Source organism: Pelomonas caseinilytica, assembly GCF_021353235.1.
GTDB classification, from domain to species: domain Bacteria; phylum Pseudomonadota; class Gammaproteobacteria; order Burkholderiales; family Burkholderiaceae_C; genus Pelomonas; species Pelomonas caseinilytica.
On sequence record NZ_JAJTWT010000010.1, the window covers coordinates 158,755 to 184,021 of the forward strand.

Here is a 25,267-nt window from a genome sequence, read left to right on the forward strand (position 1 = left end):
GACGGCGTCGGCTCACTCGGCAGCGAGCTGGCCGAGTGGTTCAGCAACCCGAACGCCAAGATCGACGACTGCATCGGCCTGTTCGCGCCCTTCCTGTTCAACGTCAACGCCGCCGCCACGCCGCTGACCCGGGACGAGTTCGTGACCCTGCAGACCCAGGAAGCCGAACGCCTGCGCACGGCGGTCCTCGCCGACACCCACGCCAATGCCGCCCTGGTCAACCTCGCGGGCGACCGCGACACCTGGGTCAAGGCCTACCTCGGCGCGCTGGAGGAAAGCGGCCTGCTGCGCCCGGCCGACCAGGCGCCGCCCATCCGCACCGACGAGAAGGTCATCAGCCTGATGGCCACGCTGGCCAGCGGCATCCTCGTCGGCCCCGTCGGCCAGCAGATTTCCGGCCCGGCCACACTCAGCGCCTTCTTCGACCAACTGCACAGGTGGTACGGCGACGCGCCCGGCACCTTGACGCAGATGATCGGCAGCGACCATCGCGAGTCGCTGGAGTGCGGCGAGTACAACATCCCCGTGCCCGTGTCGGGCAACTACGCCAACTACAACCTGGGGCTGTCGCACTCGACCTACTACCAGTCGATCAACATCTTCTCGCCCTTCAGCAGCAGCTCGGCGGTCAACTCCACCGACCCGGGCTTCTCGTCACTGGCCAGCAGCAACACGCTGACGGCGCTGGACCTGCAGCGCATCTTCAACCAGATCGCGCAGAACACCGCCAACGGCGCCTCCATGGTCGGGCCCAACGGCTTCGGCAGCGAGCAATACCTGCCCGCCAACACGCCGCTGCCCTACACCATCAAGTTCGCCAACCCGGCCGGCTCCGGCAGCAGCGCCGAGCAGGTGCGCGTCTCGACCGTGCTGGACGCCAACGTCTCGCTGCGCAGCTTCCGCCTCGGCGACATCAAGGTCGGCGGCGTGACCATCCACGTGCCGCAGGACCGCGCCAACTTCCAGGGCGACTTCGACCTGCGCAACTCGCTGGGCTTCATCGTGCGCGTCAGCGCCGGCGTCGACCCCGAGACGCGCACCGCCACCTGGCTGCTGCAGGCCATCGACCCCGACACCGGCGAAGTGCTGCAGGACGCCACCCGCGGCCTGCTCCAGCCCGACGACTCCCAGGGCCGCGGCCAGGGCTTCGTCAGCTACACGGTGCAGTCCGACTTCAATGCGCAGGACGGCGCCACCGTCACCGCCCAGGCCCGTGTCGAGCTCGACAACCGCGCGCCCATGGAGACCGGCAAGGTCACCAGCACCCTGGACGTCACCCCGCCCAAGACCACCCTCACCGCCACGCCGGTGGCCGGCAGCGCCGCCGACTACAAGGTCAGCTGGCAGGCCGCCGACGGCAGCGCCGGCTCGGGCGTGCGCAGCACCACGGTCTACGTCCGCGAAGACGGCGGCGCGTGGACGATCTGGCAGCGCCAGACCACCGACAACAACGGGGTCTACACCGGCCGGGCCGGCCACAGCTACCAGTTCCTGGCCCTGTCCATCGACAACGCCGGCAACCGCGAGTTGGCGCCCAGCGGCGACCTGCCGAGCGACGGCACCGTCGTCGACGTGGGCGGCACGCCCCAGGTCGGCCGCACCACGCAGGACGTGGCGCCGCCCCCGGCGCCCAGCAACGCCACCAGCACCAACGAACTCTTCCTGAAGGCCCTGCAGAACCTGCCGGGCGCGGTGTCCTCGCGGCCGTCCAACTTCACGACCGTGCTGGCGCCCTTCAGCGGCGAAGCCTTCGGCACCGGCATCACGCAAAGCTTCTCGGGCATCGGCCCGCTGGCCATCCTCGAGCGCCCCGACGGCCGCTTCATCGTCAGCGGCGGCGGCAACCGCGGCGCCCTCTACCTGTTCGACCCGACGGGGGGCAAGGCGCTGGCGCCGGCCGTGCAGCTCGACAGCCCCGTCTACGACCTGGCCTACGACGCCAGCGGCGGCCTGTGGGCCACCAGCGGCGGTGGCCAGTTGCTGGAGCTGGACCCGCAGACGCTGGACATCATCAACCGCTACGGCGACAGCATCACCCAGAGCCTGGCCTTCGACCGCGCCAAGGGCGTGTTCTACGTGTCCTCGGGCAACGGTGTGGAAGTGTTCGACCCGGTCAAGCGCAGCTTCACCCACTTCAGCAACATCCGCGTCGACGACCTCGCCGTCGCGCCGGACGGCAGCCTCTGGGCCACCACCTGGCCCACGCGCGGCCAGGTCATCCGCTTCGACGCCCAGGGCAAGGCCCAGGCCCAGCTCGAGATCGACGCCGAGCTCGACTCCCTCGCCTTCGGCCAGGCCGGCACGGCCCTGCAGGGCCTGCTCTTCGTCTCCGCCCGCATCCCCTCGGGCAGCACGGACAAGGCCAGCCTCTACATGGTGGACCTCGCCACCATGGACTGGCTGGCGGTCGCCCAGGGCGGGCCGAGCGCCGAGCAGCTGATCGCCACCAGCGACGGCCGCCTGCTCGTCTCCAACGGCAGCCAGGTCGACGTGCTGGCGCCCCTGGTCGCGCCCTCGGTGCTGCGCACCAGCCCGGCGGCCGGCGCCATCGTGGCCCTGCCGATGAGCAGCATCACCGTCACCTTCGACCACGACATGCGCGTGGGCGAGGCGGGCGACCTGAGCTCCGTCACGAACGTCGCCAACTACCACCTCGTCGACGCCACGGGCAAGGCCGTGGCGCTCAGCGCCCTGAGCTACGACGCCGCGACCCGCACCGTCACCCTGCGCTTCGAGTCGCCCGATGGCGGCAACTACACCCTCACCGTCGACAAGCGCATCCGATCCAGCGTCGGCCTGCAGCTGACCGCGGCCTACACCGTCGCCTTCACGGCGGTGTCGGACTTCTCCTCGCTGCTGGACATCCAGTTCGTCGCCACCCGCTCGGACCGCGCCACCGGCACCCTGTCCTTCGACGTCAAGGTCACGAACAAGAGCGGCTACGACCTCAAGGTGCCGCTGCTGCTGGTGCTCGACCCCTCGCGCTACTTCCAGGGCTCGGCGGCCGGTGCCTCCGTCAACAGCGACGGCCTGTGGCTGCTCGACCTCGGCGCCGGCATCCCCGGCGGCGTGTTCGCCCGTGGCGCCTCCACCCAGTTGACCACCGTCAGGCTCAACAACCCGCTCGGCCAGCGCGTCGAGATCGGCGCGGGCGTCTACGCCCTGCCCTACCCCAACCAGACGCCCGTCTTCAGCCAGCCCCCGGTGACCCGGGCCCAGGCCGGCACACCCTACGTCTACCAGGCCAAGGCCGAGGACCCCGAGCACAGCACCCTCACCTGGGTGATGCTGCAGGGCCCGGCCGGTGCGACGCTGGACGCCGCGACCGGCCTGCTGAGCTGGACGCCCACGCCGGACAGCGCCGAGAAGACCTCGGTCGTGCTGCGCGTCTACGACACGCGCGGCGCCTACGCGACCCAGGCCTTCGTCATCGAGACGGCCGGCGCCAACCGCGCGCCGCTGCTGGACCTGCCGCCGTCGGTGCGCCTGCGCGAGGGCCAGGCCTTCACCCTGCCCGTCATCGCGAGCGATCCCGAGGGCCAGACCCTCAGCTACGCCGCCAACGGCCTGCCGCCGGGGGCGCGCTTCGACGCCCAGCACGGCGTCTTCGAATGGACGCCCGGCTACGACGCCGCGGGCGAGTACCGCAACCTCAGCTTCACCGTCAGCGACGGCATCAACACCGTCACGCAGTCCGTCACCGTCATCGTCGACCAGGTCAACGCACCGCCGGTGCTGCAGGGCATCCCCGACCGCACCGTACGCCAGGGCGACCCCGTGCAGTTCACCCTGCGCGCCACCGACGTCGACAGCCAGACGCTGACCTACTCCGCCGAGCTGCTGCCGCCCGGCGCGACGCTGGACCCCAACACCGGCGTCTTCAACTGGGTGCCGCCGCTGAACAGCGCGCCGGCCTACACGCTGCGCTTCCGTGCCTCCGACGGCGAGACCACGGTGGAGCGCGAGGTGCATTTCACGGTGCTCAACGTCAACGCCGCGCCGGTGTTCGCGCCGGTGCTCAATGCCGCGGTGCTGGAGGGCCAGACACTGACCCTGCTGCTCAACGCCATCGACCCCGACAACCCGACCTACGTGCCGCAGGTGCGCCTGGCCGACGGCACCCTCTCCGCGCCCGAGACCACCCAGCCGACCGTCACCTACAGCGTCACCGGCCTGCCCACCGGCGCCAGCTTCGACACCGCCACCGGCACCCTGCGCTGGACGCCGGGCTACACCCAGGCCGGCAGCTACCAGATCGTCGTCACGGCCACCGACACCGGCGACGGCACCGGCACGCCGCTGTCCACCAGCGTCACGGTGCCCATCCAGGTGCTCAACGCCAACCGCGCGCCCGAGGTGCCGGCCCAGACCAACCTCGAGGTGGCCAAGGGCCATCCCATCGACGTGCCGGTTACCGTGACCGACGCCGACGGCGACCCCGTGGCCGTGAACTTCACCGTCACGCTCAAGGGCCTGCCCTATGCCGTCTCGGTCAACGGCCAGCCCACGCGGGCCGACGGCGGCACGCCGCTGTTCAACTTCATCCCCACCGGCAACGGCACGGGCATCCTGCGCATCACGCCGGGAGACCGCGACCGTGGTGACTACGTCGTCAAGCTGACCGCCACGGACGACGGCGACGGTGGTGGCGCCAAGGCCGCGCTGTCGGCCTCCACCACGTTCATCGTCAAGGTCACGTCGACCTCGGAGCCGCCGCTGCTGGCGCCGATCGGGCCTAAGGTGGCCGTCATCGGCCAGCCGCTGCAGTTCACCGTCCGCGCGAGCGACCTCGACCAGGACGCCCTCGACTTCTCCATCGACCACCTGCCCGGCAACGCCACGCTGGTGTCCGGCGCCCAGTACGGCAGCGCCGTCTTCACCTGGACGCCGACCGCGGCCGAGGCCGGCACCACGTCCCTGACCTTCACCGTCAAGGACAGCGCCGGCAACACCGACACCCAGACCATCGCGGTGGTCGTGCGCGCCAGCAACGCCGCGCCGGTGCTGCAACCCATCGGTAACCGCACCATCGCCGAAGGCCAGGTGCTGGACCTGCAGTTCGCCGCCACTGACGCCGACGGCGACCCGCTGACCTACACCGTCAGCAACGCGCCGCCGGGCGCCGTGCTGGACCCGCTCACCGGCCGCCTGCAATGGGCCACGGACTTCATCTCCGCCGGCGTCTACAAGGACATCCTCGTCACCGTCTCCGACGGTGCGGGCAGCAGCAGCGAGAAGTTCAGCGTCACGGTGACCAACACCAACCAGGCCCCGCGCCTGGCGACCATTCCGCCGCTGGGCACGCAGGAGCAGCGCGTGCTGAGCTTCTCGCTGATCGGCACCGACCCTGACGGCGACGTGCTGACCTACGCGCCGCTCGCGACCCTGCCGCGCGGCGCCGAGTTCGACCGCGCCACGGGCACCTTCACCTGGCGGCCCGACTACGACCAGGCCGGCAGCTACGACCTGCAGTTCGCCGTCACCGACCCGCAGGGCCTGCAGGACACCACCACCATCCACGTCAGCGTCGCCGACGTCAACCGCGCGCCGGTGCTGAGCTTCACCAACCACCAGGTCGCCCTCGGCGACACGATGCAGTTCAAGCTGGCCGCGACCGACGCCGACACCGGCGCCCAGCTCGTCTTCAGCGCCCGCGACCTTCCCGCCGGCGCGAGCCTGGACGCGGCCACCGGCCAGATCACCTGGACGCCCACGGCCGGCCAGGTCGGCGACTACCTCGCCGTCGTCGGCGTGAGCGACGGCATCACCACCGTCGAGCACGGCCTGGCCCTGCGCGTCACGGCCCAGCCGGCCGGCCCGGTGCCCACCATCGTGCTGACCCCCAGCTTCCCGGCCGTGCCGGGCCAGCCCGTGGCCCTCAACGTGCTGGCTGACGCCTACTCCGCCATCGCCGGTCGCACGCTGGCCATCAACGGCGCGCCGCTGGCCCTGGACGCCAATGGCCATGCCGTCTTCACCGCGCCGGCCAGCGGCATCTACCAGCTGACCGCCACGGCCACCGACCTCGACGGCTACACCGCCACCAGCACCACCCTGCTGCGCGTGCGCGACCCGCTGGACCACAGCGCGCCCGTCGTGTCGCTGGACAGCGCCCTCGGCGGCGCCCGCATCACCGGCCCGCTGTCCATCACCGGCAGCGTCGCCGACAGCAACCTGGAGCGCTGGACGCTGGAGATCGCCCGCACGGGCAGCACCCACTTCACGACCCTGGCCAGCGGCACGGGGCCCCTCGCCGGCGCCCTCGCCAGCCTGGACCCGGCCCGCTACGGCCGCGGCTTCTACCAGCTGCGCCTGACCGCCACCGACATCGCCGGCCGCAGCGCCGAGGCGACGACCGCCTTCGAGCTCGACGCCGCCAGCGACGCCGGCCGCTACACCCGCAGCAACACGGACTTCAGCGTCACCCTCTCCGGCCACACGCTGGACTTCACGCGCCGCTACGACTCCTTCGCCGCCGACGAGGCCGGCAGCTTCGGCAACGGCTGGAAGCTGGCCTGGCGCGACCTCGGCGTCACCACCGACGTGCCCGACACGGGCTCGGAAGCCAGCGGCGTCTACAACCCGCTGCGCTGGGGCACGCGCGTCTTCGTGGACACCCCCGACGGCGGCCGTGTCGGCTTCACCTTCCAGCCCGTGGCCGTCGTCGGCCAGGGCTTCACCTACTACGAGCCGCGCTGGATGCCCGACGCCGGCGTGACCTGGCAGCTGCAGTCCGCCAGCCAGCCGCTGCAGCAGGCCTCCGGCAAGTTCTATTCGCTGGACGACGGCGGCGCCTACAACCCGGCCTCGCTCGCCGGCAACCGCGCCCAGTACACCCTGGTCGATGCGGCCGGCACGCGCTACGAGCTCAAGGTCGGCACCGGCGTCACCGGCATCACCTATGCCGACGGCGTGCACCTCGACGTGAACGGCAGCGGCGTGACCGGCCCCGGCGGCGACGCCGTGGTCTTCACCAACGACGCCCAGGGCCGCCTCACGCGGCTGACCACGCCCGACGGCCGTGTCCACGACTATGCCTACGACGCCGCGGGTAACCTCGTGTCTGCCCGCGACCTCTCGCAGGGCACGTCCCAGCGCTACGGCTATGCCGACCCGGCGAGCCACCTGCTGACCCTGGCCACCGTGCCCGGTGGTGCCCAGACCGGCCAGGGCGGCGAGTCCATCGGCTACGGCGCGACGGTCTCCGTCCAGCCGCTGACCGCCGACCTCGGCGCGGCGCTGAGCTACCTCGCCCACGACGTGACGGGCAGCCTGTCCGCCGGGCAGCAGGCCCTGTACTCCCTGGCCGTGCGTCCGAGCGAAGTGCAGCTGCCCCAGGGCGGCGCCTTCCTGCTCGGCGTGCGCCTGCAGGCCACCGGCGGCTCGCTGGCGCCGGCCCTGCCCGTCATCGACGGGGCCGTCCCAGTCGTCACCGGCACGGATGCCGAAGGCAGCTTCGCCATCTTCCGCATCACGGCCGACGGCCTGAAGACGCTGCGCGTCACCGGCAGCGGCGCCGGCGACTACAAGCTGCATTTCTTCGCCGCGGGCGACGTCAACGGCGACGCCCGCGTCGACGGCAGCGACGCCGCCGCCCTGATGGCCTCGCGTGGCAGCAGCGCGGGCCAGTCCGCCTTCCTCGCGGCGGCCGACATCAACCGCGACGGCGTGGTCAACGCCGCCGACGCCCAGCTGCTGTTCGCCAACCTCGGCTTCGCGCCCAACCAGGGCCCCACCGTCGGGGCCGGCTCCGGCTTCACCCACGTCGACCTGACGACGCAGGTGCCGGTCGCCTCCTTCCTGAGCGACCCCGAGGGCGACGCCCTCACCTACCGCATCGTCTCGACGGCGCACGGCGTGGCCACGCTGTCGGGCGACGGCACCCGCGTGCTGTTCAGCCCCGAGGCCGGCTTTGCCGGCGACGCCAGCTTCACCGTCATCGCCGACGACGGCTTCACCCAGTCCGCCGCGGGCACGATCACCGTCCACGTCAGCGACGCCGCGCTGCTGCACCTCGACTTCGCCCAGCGCAACCCGACGCTGGCCCTGGGTGCGCGCTACCTGCCCACGGTGATCGGCGACTTCGCCGACCAGCAGGGCGTGGTGCTGGACAGCCGCTACGTCACCCTGTCCGTCAGCAACCCCGCGACCACCCGCCTGGTCGGCAACCAGGCCGTCATCTCCACGGCCCAGGGCTTCTCGATGCTGACCGCCCAGCGCGGTGGCATCGCTGCCGCCACGGCCCTGGTGCTCGGCCAGCCCAACCCCTTCGAGAACCTGCAGGTCTTCAGCGGGCTGGACGTCTATCCCCACGCCGTCACCCTGGTGCCCGGCACCGGCTACAAGCCGCTGACCGTCAGCGTCCAGGGCGGCGACAACGTCACGGCCGCCACGGCCTACGTGGCGGGCAACAACCAGGTCGTCAGCGTCGACGCCGCCGGCGTCATCCACGGCCTGGCGGTGGGTGACACCGAGGTCACGGTGGTCTACAACGGCGCCGAGTTCCGCGTGCCGGTGCGCGTGCGCGCGCCCGACATCGGCAGCACCACGATGGGCACCCTCGGCGGCGCGGTCGCCACGGCCGACGGCATCGTCATGGCCGTGGCGCCCAATGCCATGGACACGCCCCGCACCGTCTCCATCGCCCGCGTGGAGCAGTCCGCCCTGCCCATGCAGGTGCCGCAGGACTTCAACTTCCTGAGCGCCTTCAAGATCGACATGGGCGGAGAAACCCTCGCCACGCCGGCGCAGCTCGCCATCCCCGTGCCCGAGAGCGTGCCGGTGGGCACGCGGCTCTACCTCTTCCGTGCCGCCGCCCTGCCCAACGAGCAGGGCGACATGGAGGGCAAGTGGTTCGAGGACGAGGTGGCCGTCGTCGGCGCCGACCACATCGCCCGCACCAGCTCGCCGCCGTGGCCGGGCGTCACCAACTCCGGCGTGTGGATGCTGGGCATGGCCGGCCCCGGCGTCAGCCTGGCACACGGCGTGCTGACCGTGAACGTGCCCATCGGCATGATCCCCTTCATCGCCGCGCCCGGCATCGGCGGCGTGGCCACCTACGCCCCGACGCTGGCGGTGAGTTTCAACGTCAGCCAGCTCCACATCGTCGCCATCCCGGCTCAGGGGCTGCCCATCGTCACCCAGGTGGGCGTGAGCCTCAACCCGGGCGCCGTCACCACCTTCAACGTCGCCATCAACCAGCCGACGGCGGCGGTGCCGCAGTCGCCGGTCATCCTCGGCGAGGGCTTCGAGTTCCGCAACGTCAACGGGCAGATGGCGCCGGTGATGGTGCTGACGGGCAAGCACTTTGCGAGCAGCCCCAGCGCCAGCCTGGGCTCGCAGGTCAAGGTGATGTTCCAGCTCAACGGCCAGACCGAGATCGGCCAGGTCGTCGGCAGCGTGACGACCGACGCCAATGGCCTGGAGCACGTCGCCGTGCAGGTGCCCCAGTCCGTCATCCTCGGCCTGGCCAAGATCACCGTGGCCCGCGTCGACCAGGTGCCGCAGTGGGACGAGTGCACCGGCACCATCAAGCCGCTGGAGCGTGCCTACCTCAGCGCGCCGGTGCAGATGCCGGCGCCGGGCAGCTACGTGGTCTCGGCCCTGCGCACGGCCGGCCAGGTGGCCCTCTTCACCCAGGGCGACCCGAGCGCGGCCAACCCGGCCGCAGCGCTGCAGCTGGTCTCCACCATCCCGGTGGGCTACTACCCGCGCGACACGGCGCTGACCTCCGACCACACCCGCGCCTACGTCACCGTCTCCGGCAACCCGAACGGCCGCAACGGCCTGGCCCTGGTCGACCTGGTGGCGATGCAGCAGGTCAAGATCAAGGACGCCGCCGACCCGGCCAGCAACATCATCAAGCTGCCCAGCGGCTCGCGCCCCTACTGGGTGGCGCTCGACCCGAGCAACCACTACGCCTACGTCACCGAGGAAGACCCGCAGGGCGGCGGCCCCATCGGCCACGGCCTGATCTACGTCGTCGACATCAACCCGGCGTCGCCGACCTTCAACCAGTTCGTCCGCACCATCGACGTCGGCCCCGCCCCCTTCGGCCTGCGCGAACTCGTCGTCAGCGAGGATGGCAAGCGCCTGTACGTCGCCGCGCCCAACCGCTCCGGCTACGGCCAGCCCCAGGCCGTCCCCGGTTCGGACGCCAGTGCCGTCTACGTCATCAACGTGGACGAGGCCGACAAGCCGGAGAACCCGAGCGGCCCCAACCCCAAGAAGTACTGGGAGGTGCTGGGCCTCATCCCGACCGGCCAGGAGACCTATGCCCTGCGCAACTCGGGCGACCCCGACCGCATCCTCTTCACCAACCGCTACTTCGACAACAACGACGCCGTCAGCGTCATCGACGTCAAGGACCTGAGCGGCTCGCCGCTGGGCACGGCCCACGCCCTGCTGCAGGGCAACGGCCTGACCCTGGGCAGCACAAGCGACAGCTTCGACGTCAACAACGCCAGCGACGTCATCGTCATCCCCGCCGACACCTTCAAGAGCGTGCTCGGCCACTCCCACCCCGAGTACATGCTGGTGGCCGGCTACGACCGCTACCAGCAGGGCATCCCCTCGTCCGACCCGGACTACGCCCTGACCTCGCCCGGCAGCGGCCAGCCCAGCGGCAGCAACATCGGCATCGTGCGCGACGGCCAGCTGCTGGCCGCGACCACGCCCATCCCGCTGGGCGTGCTCGACAACCTCGCCCTGGCCTCGGGCTACAACTACCTCTTCGCCGCCTACCGCGGCGTGGACGTGACCGTGGCCGACCCCAACGCCCCGGGCGGCGTGCGCCGCACCACCGGCGCCGTCATGGCCTACAACCTCGTCAACCTGATCGGCCAGGTCGAGGACATCTACAACAACAGCGCGCTCAGCCAGGCCCAGAAGGACCGCATGGCGCGCTTCCCCATCGAGCAGTTGACGACCAACGCCGAGATCCTCCCGCTGCAGGAGGATCTCCAGGGCTTCAACACCAACATGGACATCAAGGCCGACTACCGCGTCATCGGCGCGAACACGGCCCGCGGCGAATACACCTTCGGCGTGCCCTACGTGATGGACGGCTACGGCCACTACATCGACGCCCAGAACAACGTCCTGCCCTACTGGCGCGACGCCAAGGGCAACTGGTACATCGTCACCTGGGACGCCAACAACAACATCACCGCCCGGGTGCCCTACACCAATGGCGTGCCGCCGGGCGTGCAGCTCTCGCCCAACGCGCCCTTCGCCACCGGCGGCTCGGCCCAAGGCCTGTCGGCCCACCCGACCGAGGTGGCGCCCGGCCCCCGCGTGGTCAACCAGTTCGACTTCGGCCGCAGCAGCGCCCTGAACGACCGCAACGACATGGGCGTGAAGGACCTGCTCGACAAGATCGTCGGCGACCCGCAGAACTGCCCGCCCGACCAGGTCGGCTCCACGGTGCAGATGGACAGCGGCGTCGTCAACGAGACGCATGCCCTGGTGTCCTACCAGTCGCTCGGCCAGACCCAGCAGCTCACCCTCAGCTACGACTCGCTCGCCGCCGACCCGCGCCACATCCTCAACTTCAGCTTCGAGGACCTGGGGGCCGAGCTGGCGGCCTACAAGCCGCACGCCGCCCCCGAGGAACTCGCCGCCGACGGCAGCCTCATCATGGCGGTGCACGTCGTCGCCACGGGCGAGGACGGCAGCAGCATCACGACGCCAACGCAGTACTGGAAGGTCCCGGCTGGCCAGAACACCATCACGGCGGCCATGCTGGTGGACTTCAGCGGCCTGCCCGCGGGCAACGTGCAGTACCAGGTCGTTGCCCACGTGGGCGGCAAGGACCGCGTCACCGGCGGCACACGGCTCAACACCAACGGCGTGGACAGCGCCTTCGGCCGCGGCTGGAGCCTGCAAGGCCTGCAGACCCTCACGCTCGACGCCGAGGGCGGTGTCACCGTCCTCGACGGCAACGGCAACGGCCAGCACTTCAACCACGCGCGCACGCCCGAGCTGCAGACCTCGACCTGCGTGCTCGCCGCCGAGGACGTCTACATCGGCGCCGACGACAACTTCACGACGCTGAAGAAGAATGCGGCCGGCGAGTTCGAGCGCACCCTGCAGGACGGCACGGTCTACACCTACACCACGCCCACCCAGGACGCCGCCACCGGCAAGACGCAGCCCGGCCACCTCGTCAAGGTGACCGACCGCTACGGCAACGCCACCCAATACGACTACGACAGCCAGGGCAACCTGGTGAAGATCACCGATCCGGTCGGCCTGGCCACCCAGTTCGGCTACAGCGGCAAGCACGTCACCAGCATCACCGACCCCGCCGGCCGCGTGACCAAGCTGATCTACAGCGGCAACGACCTCGTCAAGGTCGTCGACCCCGACGCCTCCTTCAACAGCTACGGCTACGACGCCCAGGGCCACCTGACCACGTCCACCAGCAAGCTGGGGGCGACCGACGTGCACGTCTACGACACGGTCAGCGGCCGCCTCGTGGAGGTGGACCGCGCCGACGGCACGGTCACCCACGTCAAGCCCTGGCAGCTCAACGGCCTGACCGACCCGGCGCTGACGCTGGACAAGGCCCACACCGTGCAGGCCTCGACCGCCAGGATCGAGACCTTCAAGGCCACGCTGGAGATGCCCAACGGCAACGTGCGCACCCAGACCATGGACGAGCACGGCCGGGTGCTGAAGGAAGAGGACTCGCTCGGCGCGCGCGAGACCTTCGTCCGCGACGAGCACGGCAACGTCACCAAGACCATCGACGACGACGGCGGCGAGGTGACCTCGACCTACGACGCCCAGGGCAACCGCCTGACGATGACCGACGCCATCGGCACGACGAGCTTCACCTACGACGGCAAGTTCCACCGGGTGACCAGCACGACCGACGCCCTCGGCCACAGCACCCACTACCAGATCGACGCCAAGGGCAACAACCTCGGCACCACCAACGCCGACGGCACCCAGACCCTCTACGCCTACCTGCCGCAGGGCATGCTGCGCACCTCCACCGATGCGATGGGGCGGCAGACGGCCTACTTCTACGACAACTTCGGCCGCCTGGCCAAGGTGCGCAACCCCGACACCTCCTTCCGCACCTACGAGTACGACCTGGCCGGCAACGTGACGGCCATGACCGACGAGAACGGCCACCGCACCGAGTACAGCTACGACGCGATGAACCGCGTCGTCGCGACCAAGACGGCCGACCCCGACGGCGGCGGGCCGCTGGAAGCCGGCGAGCGCAGCAGCACCTACGACGCGGCGGGCAACATGCTCACGCAGACGGACGAGCTCGGCCAGGTCACGACGATGACCTACGACACGCTCGGCCGGCTGACCAGCACGAAGGACCGCAACGGCAACACCACCAAGCGCGAATACGACGCCAGCGGCAATCTCAAGACCCTGACCGACGGCCGCGGCAACAAGACCGAGTACGAATACGACCTGCGCAACCGCATCGTCAAGCAGACCGACGCGCTCGACGGCGAGAAGACCTACGCCTACGACGACGGCGGCAACCTGCCCAGCGACGTCACCGACGAGGCGGGCCACACCACCCACTTCGAGTACGACGCGCGCGGCCGCCTGCTCAGCCAGACCAACGCCAACGGAGAGACCACCAGCTACACCTACGACGCCGCCAACAACCGCACGAGCATCACCGACGCCAACAACCATGTGACGACGTTCACCTACGACTCGATGAACCGCGTCATCGCCGTCGAGGATGCGCTGCACGGCGTCAGCACGGTGGAGTACGACCCGGTCGGCAACGTCATCGCCCGCACGGACGCCCTGCACCACACCACCAAGACCGAGTTCGACCTGCGCGACCGCCCCGTGCGCCAGACCGACGCCCTCGGCGGCGTGACCCAGTGGGCCTACGACGACGTCGGCAACCTGATCTCGTCGACCGACGCGCTCGGCCGCGTGACGAAGTACGGCTACGACGCGCTCAACCGCCGCGTCAGCATCACCCGGCCCGATCCGGACGGCAACGGGCCGCTGCTGGCCTCCGTCACGACGATGGCCTACGACGCCGCGAACCGCCTGGTCGCGACGACGGATGCCAATGGCCACACGACGACCTATGCCTACGACGCCATGGGCCGCCTCGTCTCGACGACGGACGCGCTCAACCACACGACGACCCGCAGCTACGACGCCAACGGCAACGTCGTGAAGCTCGTCGACGCCCTGGGCGCCACGACGGTCAACGAGTACGACGAACTCAACCGCCTGGTCACGACGACGCTGCCCGACCCGGACGGCACGACCGGCGCCTCCGTGTCGCCGGTGCGGCACTTCAAGTACGACGCCGTCGGCAACCTCATCGAGGTGACTGACGCCAACAGCCACAAGACGACCTACGAGTACGACAAGGTCGGCCGCCAGGTCAAGATGACCGACGCCGAGAACGGCGTGACCCGGCGCGAGTACGACAAGGTCGGCAACCTCAAGGCCATCGTCAACCCGCTGGGCTACCGCACCGAGTACCTCTACGACGCGCTCGACCGGCGCGTCAGCGAGAAGCGGCCCGGCTCGGGCGGCTCGCCCGCCTCGGTGACCGAGACCGGCTACGACGCGGTCGGCAACGTGGTGACCATCGTCGACGCCGAGGGCCACGCCACCGGCTACGGCTATGACGCGCTGAACCGCCAGATCTCCCGCACCGATGCCCTGCACGGCGTGGCCAGCATGGCCTACGACAAGGTCGGCAACCTCATCGCCTCCACCGACGAGGAAGGCCGCACGACCCGCTACGTCTACGACGAGCAGGACCGCCGCGTCCAGGTCATCCAGCCCGACCCCAGCGGTGGCAGCGGCGACGGCCCCAAGACCCACTTCGCCTACGACGCCGGCGGCAACCTGCTGTCCGTCACCGACGCCCTCGGCCACGAGACCCGCTACACCTACGACGCCCTCAACCGCCTCACCAAGACCACCTACGCCGACGACACCAGCACGACGCAGAGCTACGACGAGGTCGGCCGCCTGCTGACGACGACCGACGAGACCGGCGCCACGACGACGCGCGCCTACGACTTCCTCGGCCGCCTGACCCGGCTCACCGAGCCCGACCCCGACGGCGGCGGCCCGCTGACCGCGCCCGTCACGCTGATGAGCTACGACGCCGAGGGCAACCTCGTCCAGGTCAAGGATGCGCGTGGCAACGTCACCAAGTTCACCTACGACGGCCTGAACCGCCGCGTCGACAAGATCGATGCGCTGAACCACACCTCCAGCCTGCACTACGACGCCGCCGGCCACGTCATCGAGACCATCGACGCCACGGGCCGCCGCACGCGCTACGACGTCGACGCCCAGGGCCGCACGCTCAAGATCACCGAGGACGACCCCGACGGCCAGGCCGGCCCGCAGGCCGCACCCGTCACCACCTACACCTACAACGCCCTGGGCCAGGTGCTGACCGTCAAGGACGCCAACGGCCACGTCACCCGGCACGAGTACGACAAGCTCAACCGCGAGGTGAAGCTGGTCGACGCGCTCAACGGCACGTCCACGCTGGAATACGACAAGGTCGGCAACATCGTGGCCTCGACCGACGCCCTGGGCCGCCGCACCGTGACGACCTACGACGCCCTCGACCGCGCCATCCGCGTCGAGCAGCCGGACCCGGACGGCAGCGGCGCCCAGCAGGCGCCCGTCTCGACGATGACCTACGACGACGTCGGCAACCTGCTGACGATGACCGACGCCGTCGGCGCCGTCACGACCTACGCCTACGACGAGCGCAACCGTGCCGTGAAGATGGTCGACGCCCTGAACGGCGTGATGAAGACGGGCTATGACGCCGCCGGCCGCGTGACCTCCGTCACCGACGCCCTCGGCCGCGTGACGACGACGGCCTACGACGCCCTCGGCCGCGTCACCAGCATCACCGCGCCCGACCCCGACGGCGCCGGCAGCCAGGCCGCGTCCGTCACGCGCTTCGACTACGACGCCATGGGCAACCTGCTGCGCCGCACCGATGCCCTCGGCCGCGTGACCCAGTACGGCTACGACGAGCTCAACCGCCGCATCGAGACCATCGACGCGGACGGCCACTCGGCCACCCTGGCCTACGACGAAGTCGGCCGCCTGACCGTCTCGACCGACGTGCTCGGCAACGCCACGCACTACGCCTACGACAGGCTCGGCCGCCTGGTGTCCACCACCCGGCCCGACCCCGACGGCGCCGGCCCGCTGGCCGCACCGGTCACGCGCTACAGCTACGACGCCGTCGGCAACCTGCTGACCGTGACCGATCCAGCCGGCGGCGTGGCCACCTTCGGCTACGACGAACTCAACCGCCGCGTCACCACCAAGGATGCGCTCAACCAGACGAGCAGCGTCGGCTACGACGCCGTGGGCAACATCGTGCGCATCACCGATGCCGCCGGCCAGACGACGCTGCGGGAGTTCGATGCGCTCGACCGCCTGGTCAGCCAGACCGGCCCCGACCCGGACGGCGCCGCCGGCCCGCTCGCCGCGCCGGTGACGCAGTACCGCTACGACGCCAATGGCCGCGAGATCGAGCGCATCGACGCCAACGGCCACGGCACGAAGACGACCTACGACAAGCTCGGCCGCACGCTCACCGTGACCGATGCGCTCGACGGCGTGTCCAGCTTCGCCTACGACGCCGTCGGCAACCTCGTCACGGCCACCGACGCCCTCGGCCGCGCCACGCACTACGCCTACGACGGCATGAACCGCCGCGTCGGCGTGCTGCAGCCCGACCCGGACGGCAACGGCCCCGATGCCGCGCCGGCCACCGCCATGGTGTACGACGCCGTCGGCAACCTGGTCGCCGTCAGCGACCCGCTCGGCCACGTGACCGAGTACGGCTACGACGCCCTCAACCGCAACGTCAGCATGAAGGACGCCCTGGGCCAGACCAGCCGGCGCGTCTACGACGCCGCGGGCAACCTGGTGGCCAGCGTCGACGCGGCCGGCCAGGCGACGACCTACGCCTACGACAACCTCTACCGCCTCACCCGCGTGACCCAGCCCGACCCGGACGGCGCGGCCGGCCCGCAGGCGGCTCCCGTCACCCGCTACGGCTACGACATCAAGGGCAACCGCACGAGCGTCACCGACGCGCTCGGTCGCACGACGCTGACCGAGTACGACGCGCTCGACCGCGTGGTCAAGGTGACCGACGCTCTCAATGGCGTCTCGACCCTCGAGCGCGACGCCTCCGGCAACATCGTCAAGGCCACGGATGCGCTCAACCGCGTCACCCGCTACGGCTACGACAACCTCAACCGCCTCACCAGCGTCACGGACCCGATGGGCTTCGTGACCCGGACCGCCTACGACGCGGTGGGCAACGTGGTGTCCAAGACCGACGCGCTGGGCAAGGAGACCCGCTACGAGCAGGATGCGCTCAACCGCACCGTCAAGGTGACCGACGCCCTCGGCGGCGTCACGCGCATGGCCTACGACGCCGTGGGCAACCTGGTGCAGACGACCGACGCCCTCGGCCACGTGCGCACCGATGCCTACGACGGCCTGAACCGCCGCGTGCAGCACACCGAGCCCGACCCCGACGGCAGCGGCCCGCAGGCGGCCGCCGTGACGCGCTGGAGCTACGACCTCGACGGCAACCTCGTCGCCACGACCGACCCGCTCGGCAAGGTGACGACCCGGACCTACGACGCGCTGAACCGACTGCTGACCAGCACCGACCCGCTCGGCGGCAAGACGCAGTACGGCTACGACGCCCTCGGCAACCTGAAGTTCCTCGTCGATGCCGACGGCTACCGCACCGACTACGCCTACGACACGCTGTCGCGCCGCGTCGCCGAGATGGACCCCTACGGCGCGGTGACGACCTTCGGCTTCGACGCCGTCGGCAACCTGCTGAGCCAGAAGGACCGCCTCGGCCGCACCACCACCTACACCTACGACGCGCTGAACCGCCAGACGCAGGAGCAGTGGCAGGACGCCCAGGGCCAGACGACGCGCACCACCACGCGTGGCTACGACGCCGCCGGCCAGCTGCTGACGGTCACCGACCCCGACGCCAGCTACGCCTACACCTACGACGACGATGGCCGCCTGGTCAGCCAGGACAACGCCGGCAGCCCCGGCCAGCCGCACGAGGTGACGCTGTACGCCTACGACAAGGCGGGCCGCCAGACCAGCGCCACCCAGCAGGTCAACGGCCAGGCCGTGCTCACCACCACGCGCAGCTACGACGCCCTCGGCCGCCTCACCGACGTGGCCCAGGCCGGCAGCGCCGCCGGCGCGGGCGCGCACGTGGCCATGGGCTACGACGCCGTAGGCCAGATACTGAGCATCGACCGCTACACCGCAGGCGGCGCCACCGCGGCCGTGACGACCCGCTACACCTGGGACGACGCCGGCCGGGTGCTGGAGATCAAGCACGCCAACGCCGGCGGCACGGTCAACGACATCGTCCACCAGTGGGACGTGGCCAGCCGCCTGGTGGCCACCACCAGCAGTGACGGCAGCACGGCCTACAGCTACGACGCCCGCGGCCAGCTGACTGGCGTGGACTTCAGCTTCCAGGCCGACGAGTCCTTCGGCTACGACGCCAACGGCAACCCGACCGGCCCGGGCACGACGACGGGCAAGGCCAACCGCGTGCTGAGCGATGCGCGCTACAGCTACACCTACGACGCGGAAGGCAACCTGCTCACGCGCACCGAGACGGCCTCCGGCACCGTCACCCGCTACACCTGGGACCAGCGCAACCGCCTCGTCGCCACGACGATCACCAATGCGCAGGGCCAGCTGACCGACAGCCAGAGCTTCAAGTACGACGCCTTCGGCCGCCGCATCGAGCAGACCGAGGATGCCGACGGCGCCGGCGCGGGGGCGGCCGTCACGCAGCACCTGCTGAACGACGGCGCCCAGATCGCCCTCGCGCTGGACGGCGCGGGCGCGGTGCAGCAATCCTTCATGTACGGCGACCGCGTCGACCAGGTGCTGATGGAGCGCCACGGCGCGAGCCAGACCTGGTCGCTGGCCGACCACCTGGGCACGGTGCGCGACGTCGTCGACGCCAGCGGCAACCTCGTCGACCACCTGCGCTACAACGCCTTCGGCCTCGTCACGGGCCAGACCCAGGCCGCCGCAGCGCCGCGCTTCAGCTACACCGGCCGCGAGTACAACGCCGCCCTCGGCCTGTACGACCTGCGCGCGCGCTGGTACGACCCCGCCTCGGGCCGCTTCATCAGCGAGGACCCGAGCGGCTTTGCCGGCGGCGACGCCAACCTCTACCGCTATGCCGCGAACGACCCCGTCACGCGCATGGACCCGTGGGGCCTGTCCAGCGAATTCTGGGACGGCGCCAAGGGCGTGGGTGGCGCCGTGGTCGACACCGTCGGACAGGGGCTGGTGGGCGGCGGCGTGGCCGTGGGCCACTTCCTGACCTCCTTCGTCACCGGCATCGCCGACCTGGCCTGGGGCGCGGCCGACGTCGCCTACTTCGGCCTCAAGGTGGTGGGCGGCGAGATCAACGCGGGCCTGTACGCCGCCACCGGCAACGAGACCTTCCGGCAGAACGCCGAGCTGCTCTACAACAACTCCATCGGCCCCATCGTCGACAAGTTCAACGACCCCTGCGGCGACTTCCTGCATTCGCTGGCCAGCATCCCCAGCATGATCTCGCCGGACAAGGGCCTGACCACGCGTCTGCACGAATGGGAGGACGGCGTCTTCGACAAGTGGTCGCCGGGCTACCGCGACGCCGCCAAGGCCTCGCGCGACGTGACCGACATCGCCAGCATCTTCCTGGACCCGCTGGCCGCCGAAGGCATCGTCAGCAAGGCCAAGGGCGTGGGCTCGCTGGGATCGAGCATCGAGAAGCTCGGCTCCGCCAGCCGCGCGGAGATGGCCGAGCTGCGCCTGCAGCGCGAGGCGTCCAAGTTCGGCCGCGCCGCGACCGAGGCCGAGCTGGCCGCCGTGCGGGCGGCCGAGCAGTCGGGCCACTCGATGAGCGAGATCGACAAGCTCAGCCACGGCCTGGTGCGCCAGACCCAGGCCGACGCGGCCCTGGGCCGCGCCGAGGCCACGGCCAACAACGCGATCCGTGCGGCCGACGAGGCGGTGCAGTCGGCCAGGCAGGCCGCCACGACGGTCTCGGCCGACCAGGCCCGTGCCCGCGCCCTCATCAACAATCTCCAGGAAACTCGCAAGGCCGCCGAGATGGAGCGGGAGGCCGCCGCGGCGCGCCGCGCAGCCGGCATCGTCGAGAAGGTCGAGAAGGGCAAGGATGACAAGACCTGGATCGACACGACCGTCGCCGCGACCAAGAAGTTCCTGAAGCAGTTCGGCTCGGTCAGCGCCGCCTCCGCCAGCGAGAAGGCCGCCATCGCGGCCGAGATCGAGCGCGCGGCCCGCGACGGCATGTCCATCGCCAACGAGGTGGGCATGGTGCAGGGCAAGCTGCGCGTGGAGGTGCGCTCGGCCGACATCCTCACGGCCGCGGGCAACCGCTTCGGTTTCCGCATGGGCCTCGAGGCCAAGCCCGAGGCGCTGAAGGCCAAGTCCTATTTCGGCCTCGTGCCGATGAAGGACAAGATCGCCAAGGAAGGCGGCTACATCAAGTCCTTCCTCGGCACCGAGGGCGGTTCGCTGGGCGAGAAGTTCCAGAACTGGATGCGCGGCAACTTCTACCGCGGCGACCAGGACATCGCCCGCGCCACGCTGACCTACGTCACGGCGGACAACCGCGTCGTCACCTACACGCTGAACAACAGCGAGATCCTGGCGATGGGCGACCGCATGAACGAGACCCTGGCCCTGCAAGGCCACACGCCCTCCTTCCTGCACGGCGCGCACACGACCATGGATCCCGTCCATGGCGGCTACGTCGACGCGGCGCTCATCACCAAGATCGACGCGCCGGGATCGGTCACGCAGTTCCGCATGGACTACGGCACCGGCGAGCTGCTGCAGCGCGAGCGCAACGCCTCGCAGTACTACCACCTCCTCGACAGCACCAACGGCGCCAGCCTCTGGGACAACACCTGGACCCTCGAGAAGGGCGTCTGGAACCCGCGCAACGAGGCGATGAAGTGGAGCAATGTCTCCTACGACGGCCGCTCGGCGCTGACCTACCGCGACGCCGTGCAGAACCCGCTGACGGCGACGCGCCTGGCCGAGATCGACCAGGTGATGGCGAACGCGGACCGCATGCAGAGCGACCGCTTCTTCAGGGCGCTCGACCGGCAGACCGCCGGCGCGGGCTCGCCCATGCTGGATCGCACGGGTGCCCATTTCTACGACCCCGGCTGGGTGCAGCAGCGCTTCCCCGAGCTGGCCGCCGCCCGCCCCGATCTCGTCACGCCCGCCATGCCGGCCGTGCCGCGCACCGAGGCCCAGATGGACGCCCTCTTCGAGGAATTCCGCCGCGCCGGCGTCGTCACCGACGAGATGATCCGCAAGGGCGTGCCGTTCGTTGGCCTGCAGGGTTCCACGACCCAGCAGTTCGCCGCGCCCGACATGGGCGCCGTGCTCAAGCTGGCCGACGTGGCCCAGTCGCTGTGGCGACTGGCCGGTGCCGGCGCGGGCATGCAGCTGCGCGTGTCGTTCGCCGACCTGCCCACCGGAGAACTGGGCGAGGCCTATGTCACCCAGCTCGACGCCAACGGCCTGCCGTCCGAGGGGCGCATCGTGCTGGACATCGACGCCGACGGCCACGGCTGGTTCGTCGACGCGACGCCGCTGGACGCCAGCGAGTTCAACGGCAGCGCGACCTCCCCGGCCGCCGGCCGCTACGACCTCGTCACGGTGCTGGCCCACGAGATCGGCCACACCCTGGGCTTCCTGCGCGGCTTCTCCGGCTTCGACCGCAGCCTCGTCGCCCAGCCCGACGGCTCCATCCGCCTGCGCACCAACACCTTCAGCGCCGCCCTCAGCGCCGACGGCGAGCACCTCGCCGGCAACGCCACCGCGGGCGACCTGATGAGCGCGGGCCTGGGCCTGGGCCAGCGCCGCCTGCCCTCGGTGCTGGACGCGCAGATCGTCGCCGCCGCCCGCAGCGGCGCCACGGCCCTGGGTTCGGTGCAGCAGGTGAGCCTCGGTGGCTCGCGCGACCTCGCCAACTCGGGCCTGCTGCCCAACGGCGACTTCGGCAACGCGGTCCCCGGCTCGGCCGGCTTCGGCTGGAGCGTCAGCGGCGCGGCCTCGGTGCAGAACGGCCAGGCCGTGCTCGCCGAGACTTCGACCATCGCCTCGCGCTTCACGCAGACCGTCTCGGCCGTGCCTGCCGGCGCCACCGTGCTGACCTTCACCGTCGTGCAGACCCACTTCGACCTGCCGGCCGGCGGCCCGCAGGACGCCTTCGAGGTGGCGCTGATCGACCCGGTCACGCACGCCTCGCTGCAGGGCGGCATCGGCCTGTCCAACACCGACGCGGCCCTCAACCTGCAGGCCGACGGCTCGGTCTACCGCGCCGCCGGCGTGCGCTTCAGCACCCTGGATGGCACCCTGCTGGCCGCGCCGCCGGCCAACGGCCCCTTCCAGGTCAGCATCGCCCTGGGCAATGCCGACCTGTCGCACGGCGTGTCGGTCTATTTCGACCTGCTGGGCTTCGGCGCCCAGGGCAGCCGCGTCGTCGTCGACAACGTGCGCTTCGACGACAAGATGCCGGCGAATGCCGCGCCGGTGGCCCAGGCCGACGCCGTCGTCACCGCCCAGGACACGCCGCTGACCTTCGACCCCCGCGCCAACGACAGCGACGCCAACGGCGACGCCCTCGTCATCGACATCACCGGCCAGCCGGCCCACGGCACGGTGACGCTGCTGCCCGACGGCCGCGTCACCTACACGCCGGCCGCCGGCTTCAGCGGCACCGACGTGTTCGGCTACCGCGTGGGCGACGGCCTGGCCTGGTCCGAGCCCACGACGGTCAGCATCACCGTCACGCCGGCCGGCGGCCCGGCCAACACGGCGCCGGTGGCCAACCCCGACAGCGTCACGACGGGCGCCGGCCAGCCGGTGCAATTCGACGTGCGCGCCAACGACACCGACGCCGAAGGCGACCCGCTGCAGGTGACGGTGCTGACGGCGCCCCGGCACGGCAGCGTGGCCCTGCAGCCGGACGGCACGCTGCGCTACACGCCGGCAGCCGGCTACGCCGGCAGCGACAGCTTCACCTACCAGGTCAACGACGGCCGGGCCAGCTCCCAGCCGGCCCTCGTCAGCATCACGGTGACACCCGCGGCCAACCACGCTCCGCAGGCGGCGGACGACACCGCCACGACGCTGCAGGGACAGCCGGTCGCCATCGACGTGCTGGCCAACGACAGCGACGAAGACGGCAACGCGCTGACGGCCACCGTCGCCACCGGCCCGGCCCACGGGACGGTGACGGTGGGGGCGGACGGCCGCCTGGTCTACACACCCGAGGCGGGCTTTGCCGGCAGCGACAGCTTCACCTACGTCGCCGGCGACGGCCAGGCCGCCTCGGCACCCGCGACGGTGCGCATCACCGTGACGCCCACCACCCCGGCCCCGGCGCCCGCGCCGGTGGCCGTGGACGATACCCTCACGCTGGCCGAGGACGGCAGCCTGCGTTTCGACGTGCGGGCCAACGACCAGGCCGCCCCCGGCCGCAGCCTGAGCGTGGAGGTGCTGACGCCGCCGGCCCACGGCGTGCTGGTGGCCCTGCCCGACGGCAGCTTCAGCTACACCCCGGCGGCCGACTTCTTCGGCAGCGACGGCTTCAGCTACCGCGTCAACGACGGCAGCGCCAACAGCGGCATCGCCCACGTGGCCATCACCGTCACGCCGGTGGACGATGCCCCGGTCGTGCAGCCGGTGGCCGACGTGAGCGTGCTCGAAGGCGGCCAGGTCGTCGTCGACCTGCAGGCCAGCGACATCGACTCCACCGGCCCGCTGACCTACACCCTGCGCGACGCCCCGGCCGGCGCCACCATCGACGCCAACGGCCGCATCCGCTGGCGCGCCGCCGATGGCCCGGCCGACGTGGCCTTCACCGCCGAGGTGTCGGACGCCCAGGGCGCGAAGACCCAGGCCCGCTTCGTCGTGCACGTCGGCAACGTCGTGCCGACCGTGAGCTTCGACGGGGCCGCCACCGTGCAGGCCGGCCAGGCCTACACCCTGGGCTTCACCCTGGCCGATCCCGGCCAGGACACGGTCTCCCAACTGGTGGTGGACTGGGGCGACGGCCAGCTCGAGGCCATCAGCCCGACAGCCACCCAGGCCAGCCACGTCTACCGCACGGCCCAGGCCGGCGTGCAGATCCGCCTGCTCGTCACCGACGAGGACGGCAGTTATGCCTACGCCGCGCCGCTGCTGACGGTGCTGGCCCAGCCGGCGCCCACCCCGACGCCGGCCCCGGCGCCTCAACCCCAGCCCGCCACCGGCGTGCCGGGCGGCGTGGCAGGCGGCGGCACGAGCCGGGCACAGCCGGGCAGCCTCGACGGGCTGCGCGTCGGCCTGCCGCAGGGCGGCACGGCGGCGGCGGACTTCGGCGTGACCAGCTTCGGCCAGTCGGCCCACTGGAACGTGCAGCCGCTGGCGCGGGCCTCGCAGGAGAGCCTGTCGCCGGCGCTGCAGAACCTGCCGCAGCCGCTGACGCCGGAGGCCATCGCCCAGCTGATCGAGAGCCAGCCGACCTCGGCCGGCCAGCGCCCGGCGCTTTACGTGAGCGAGCTCTTCGCCACGGCCGGCGGCATCCACCTGCGCTTCAACAAGGCGCTGGACCTGCGCGCCCTGGCGCACGGCGCCCCGCTGGCGGCCGGCCTCGCCAACCGCGACCTCGTCGTGCTGGTGAACGGCCGCCCCCTGGCCGGCCACCTCGTCGTCGACCTCGACGGCGCGGGCTTCCTCTTCGTGCCCGAGGGCGGCGTGCTGCCGGACGGCGAGTTCGAGATCCTGATCCGCACCGACGGTGGCAGCTTCGTCAGCGTGGACGGCGAGATCCTCGACGGCAACGACGACGGCCAGCCCGGCAGCCCCTTCAAGGCGCGCATGACGGTCAAGCGCCCGGCCCTGCTCGGCCAGGCCGAGGTGGCCACCGAGCCCGACGTGCTGGAGGCCGGCTGGTCCGCCACCGGCGGCCTGGGCGGCGCGGCCGTGCTGGCCTTCGGCCACTGGCGCCGCCGCGCCGAAGACGAGGAGGAAGCCGCGGCCGACGCCATCCGCGTGCGGCTGGAGCGCGGCACGGTCGGCAACGCCGGCCATGCGGCCTCCGGCTGGCTGGCCGGCTGGCTCGACCGTCCGGCCGCCGCCGTCAACCGCTGGCGCATCAAGCCATGACGCCGCT

Annotated in this window: 1 protein-coding gene (cut by a window edge); it reads left to right on the plus strand. The window is 71.2% G+C overall.

The genetic code is table 11. From position 1 onward, the window contains the following. Positions 1–25,260, plus strand: the 3' portion of a protein-coding gene (locus LXT12_RS21090) for an Ig-like domain-containing protein (protein ID WP_233394268.1). Its footprint begins 17,037 nt before the window's first position; the window shows 25,260 of its 42,297 coding nt (coding positions 17,038–42,297); the start codon falls outside the window, past its left edge; it ends in the stop codon at positions 25,258–25,260. Positions 25,261–25,267: the final 7 nt, after the last annotated feature.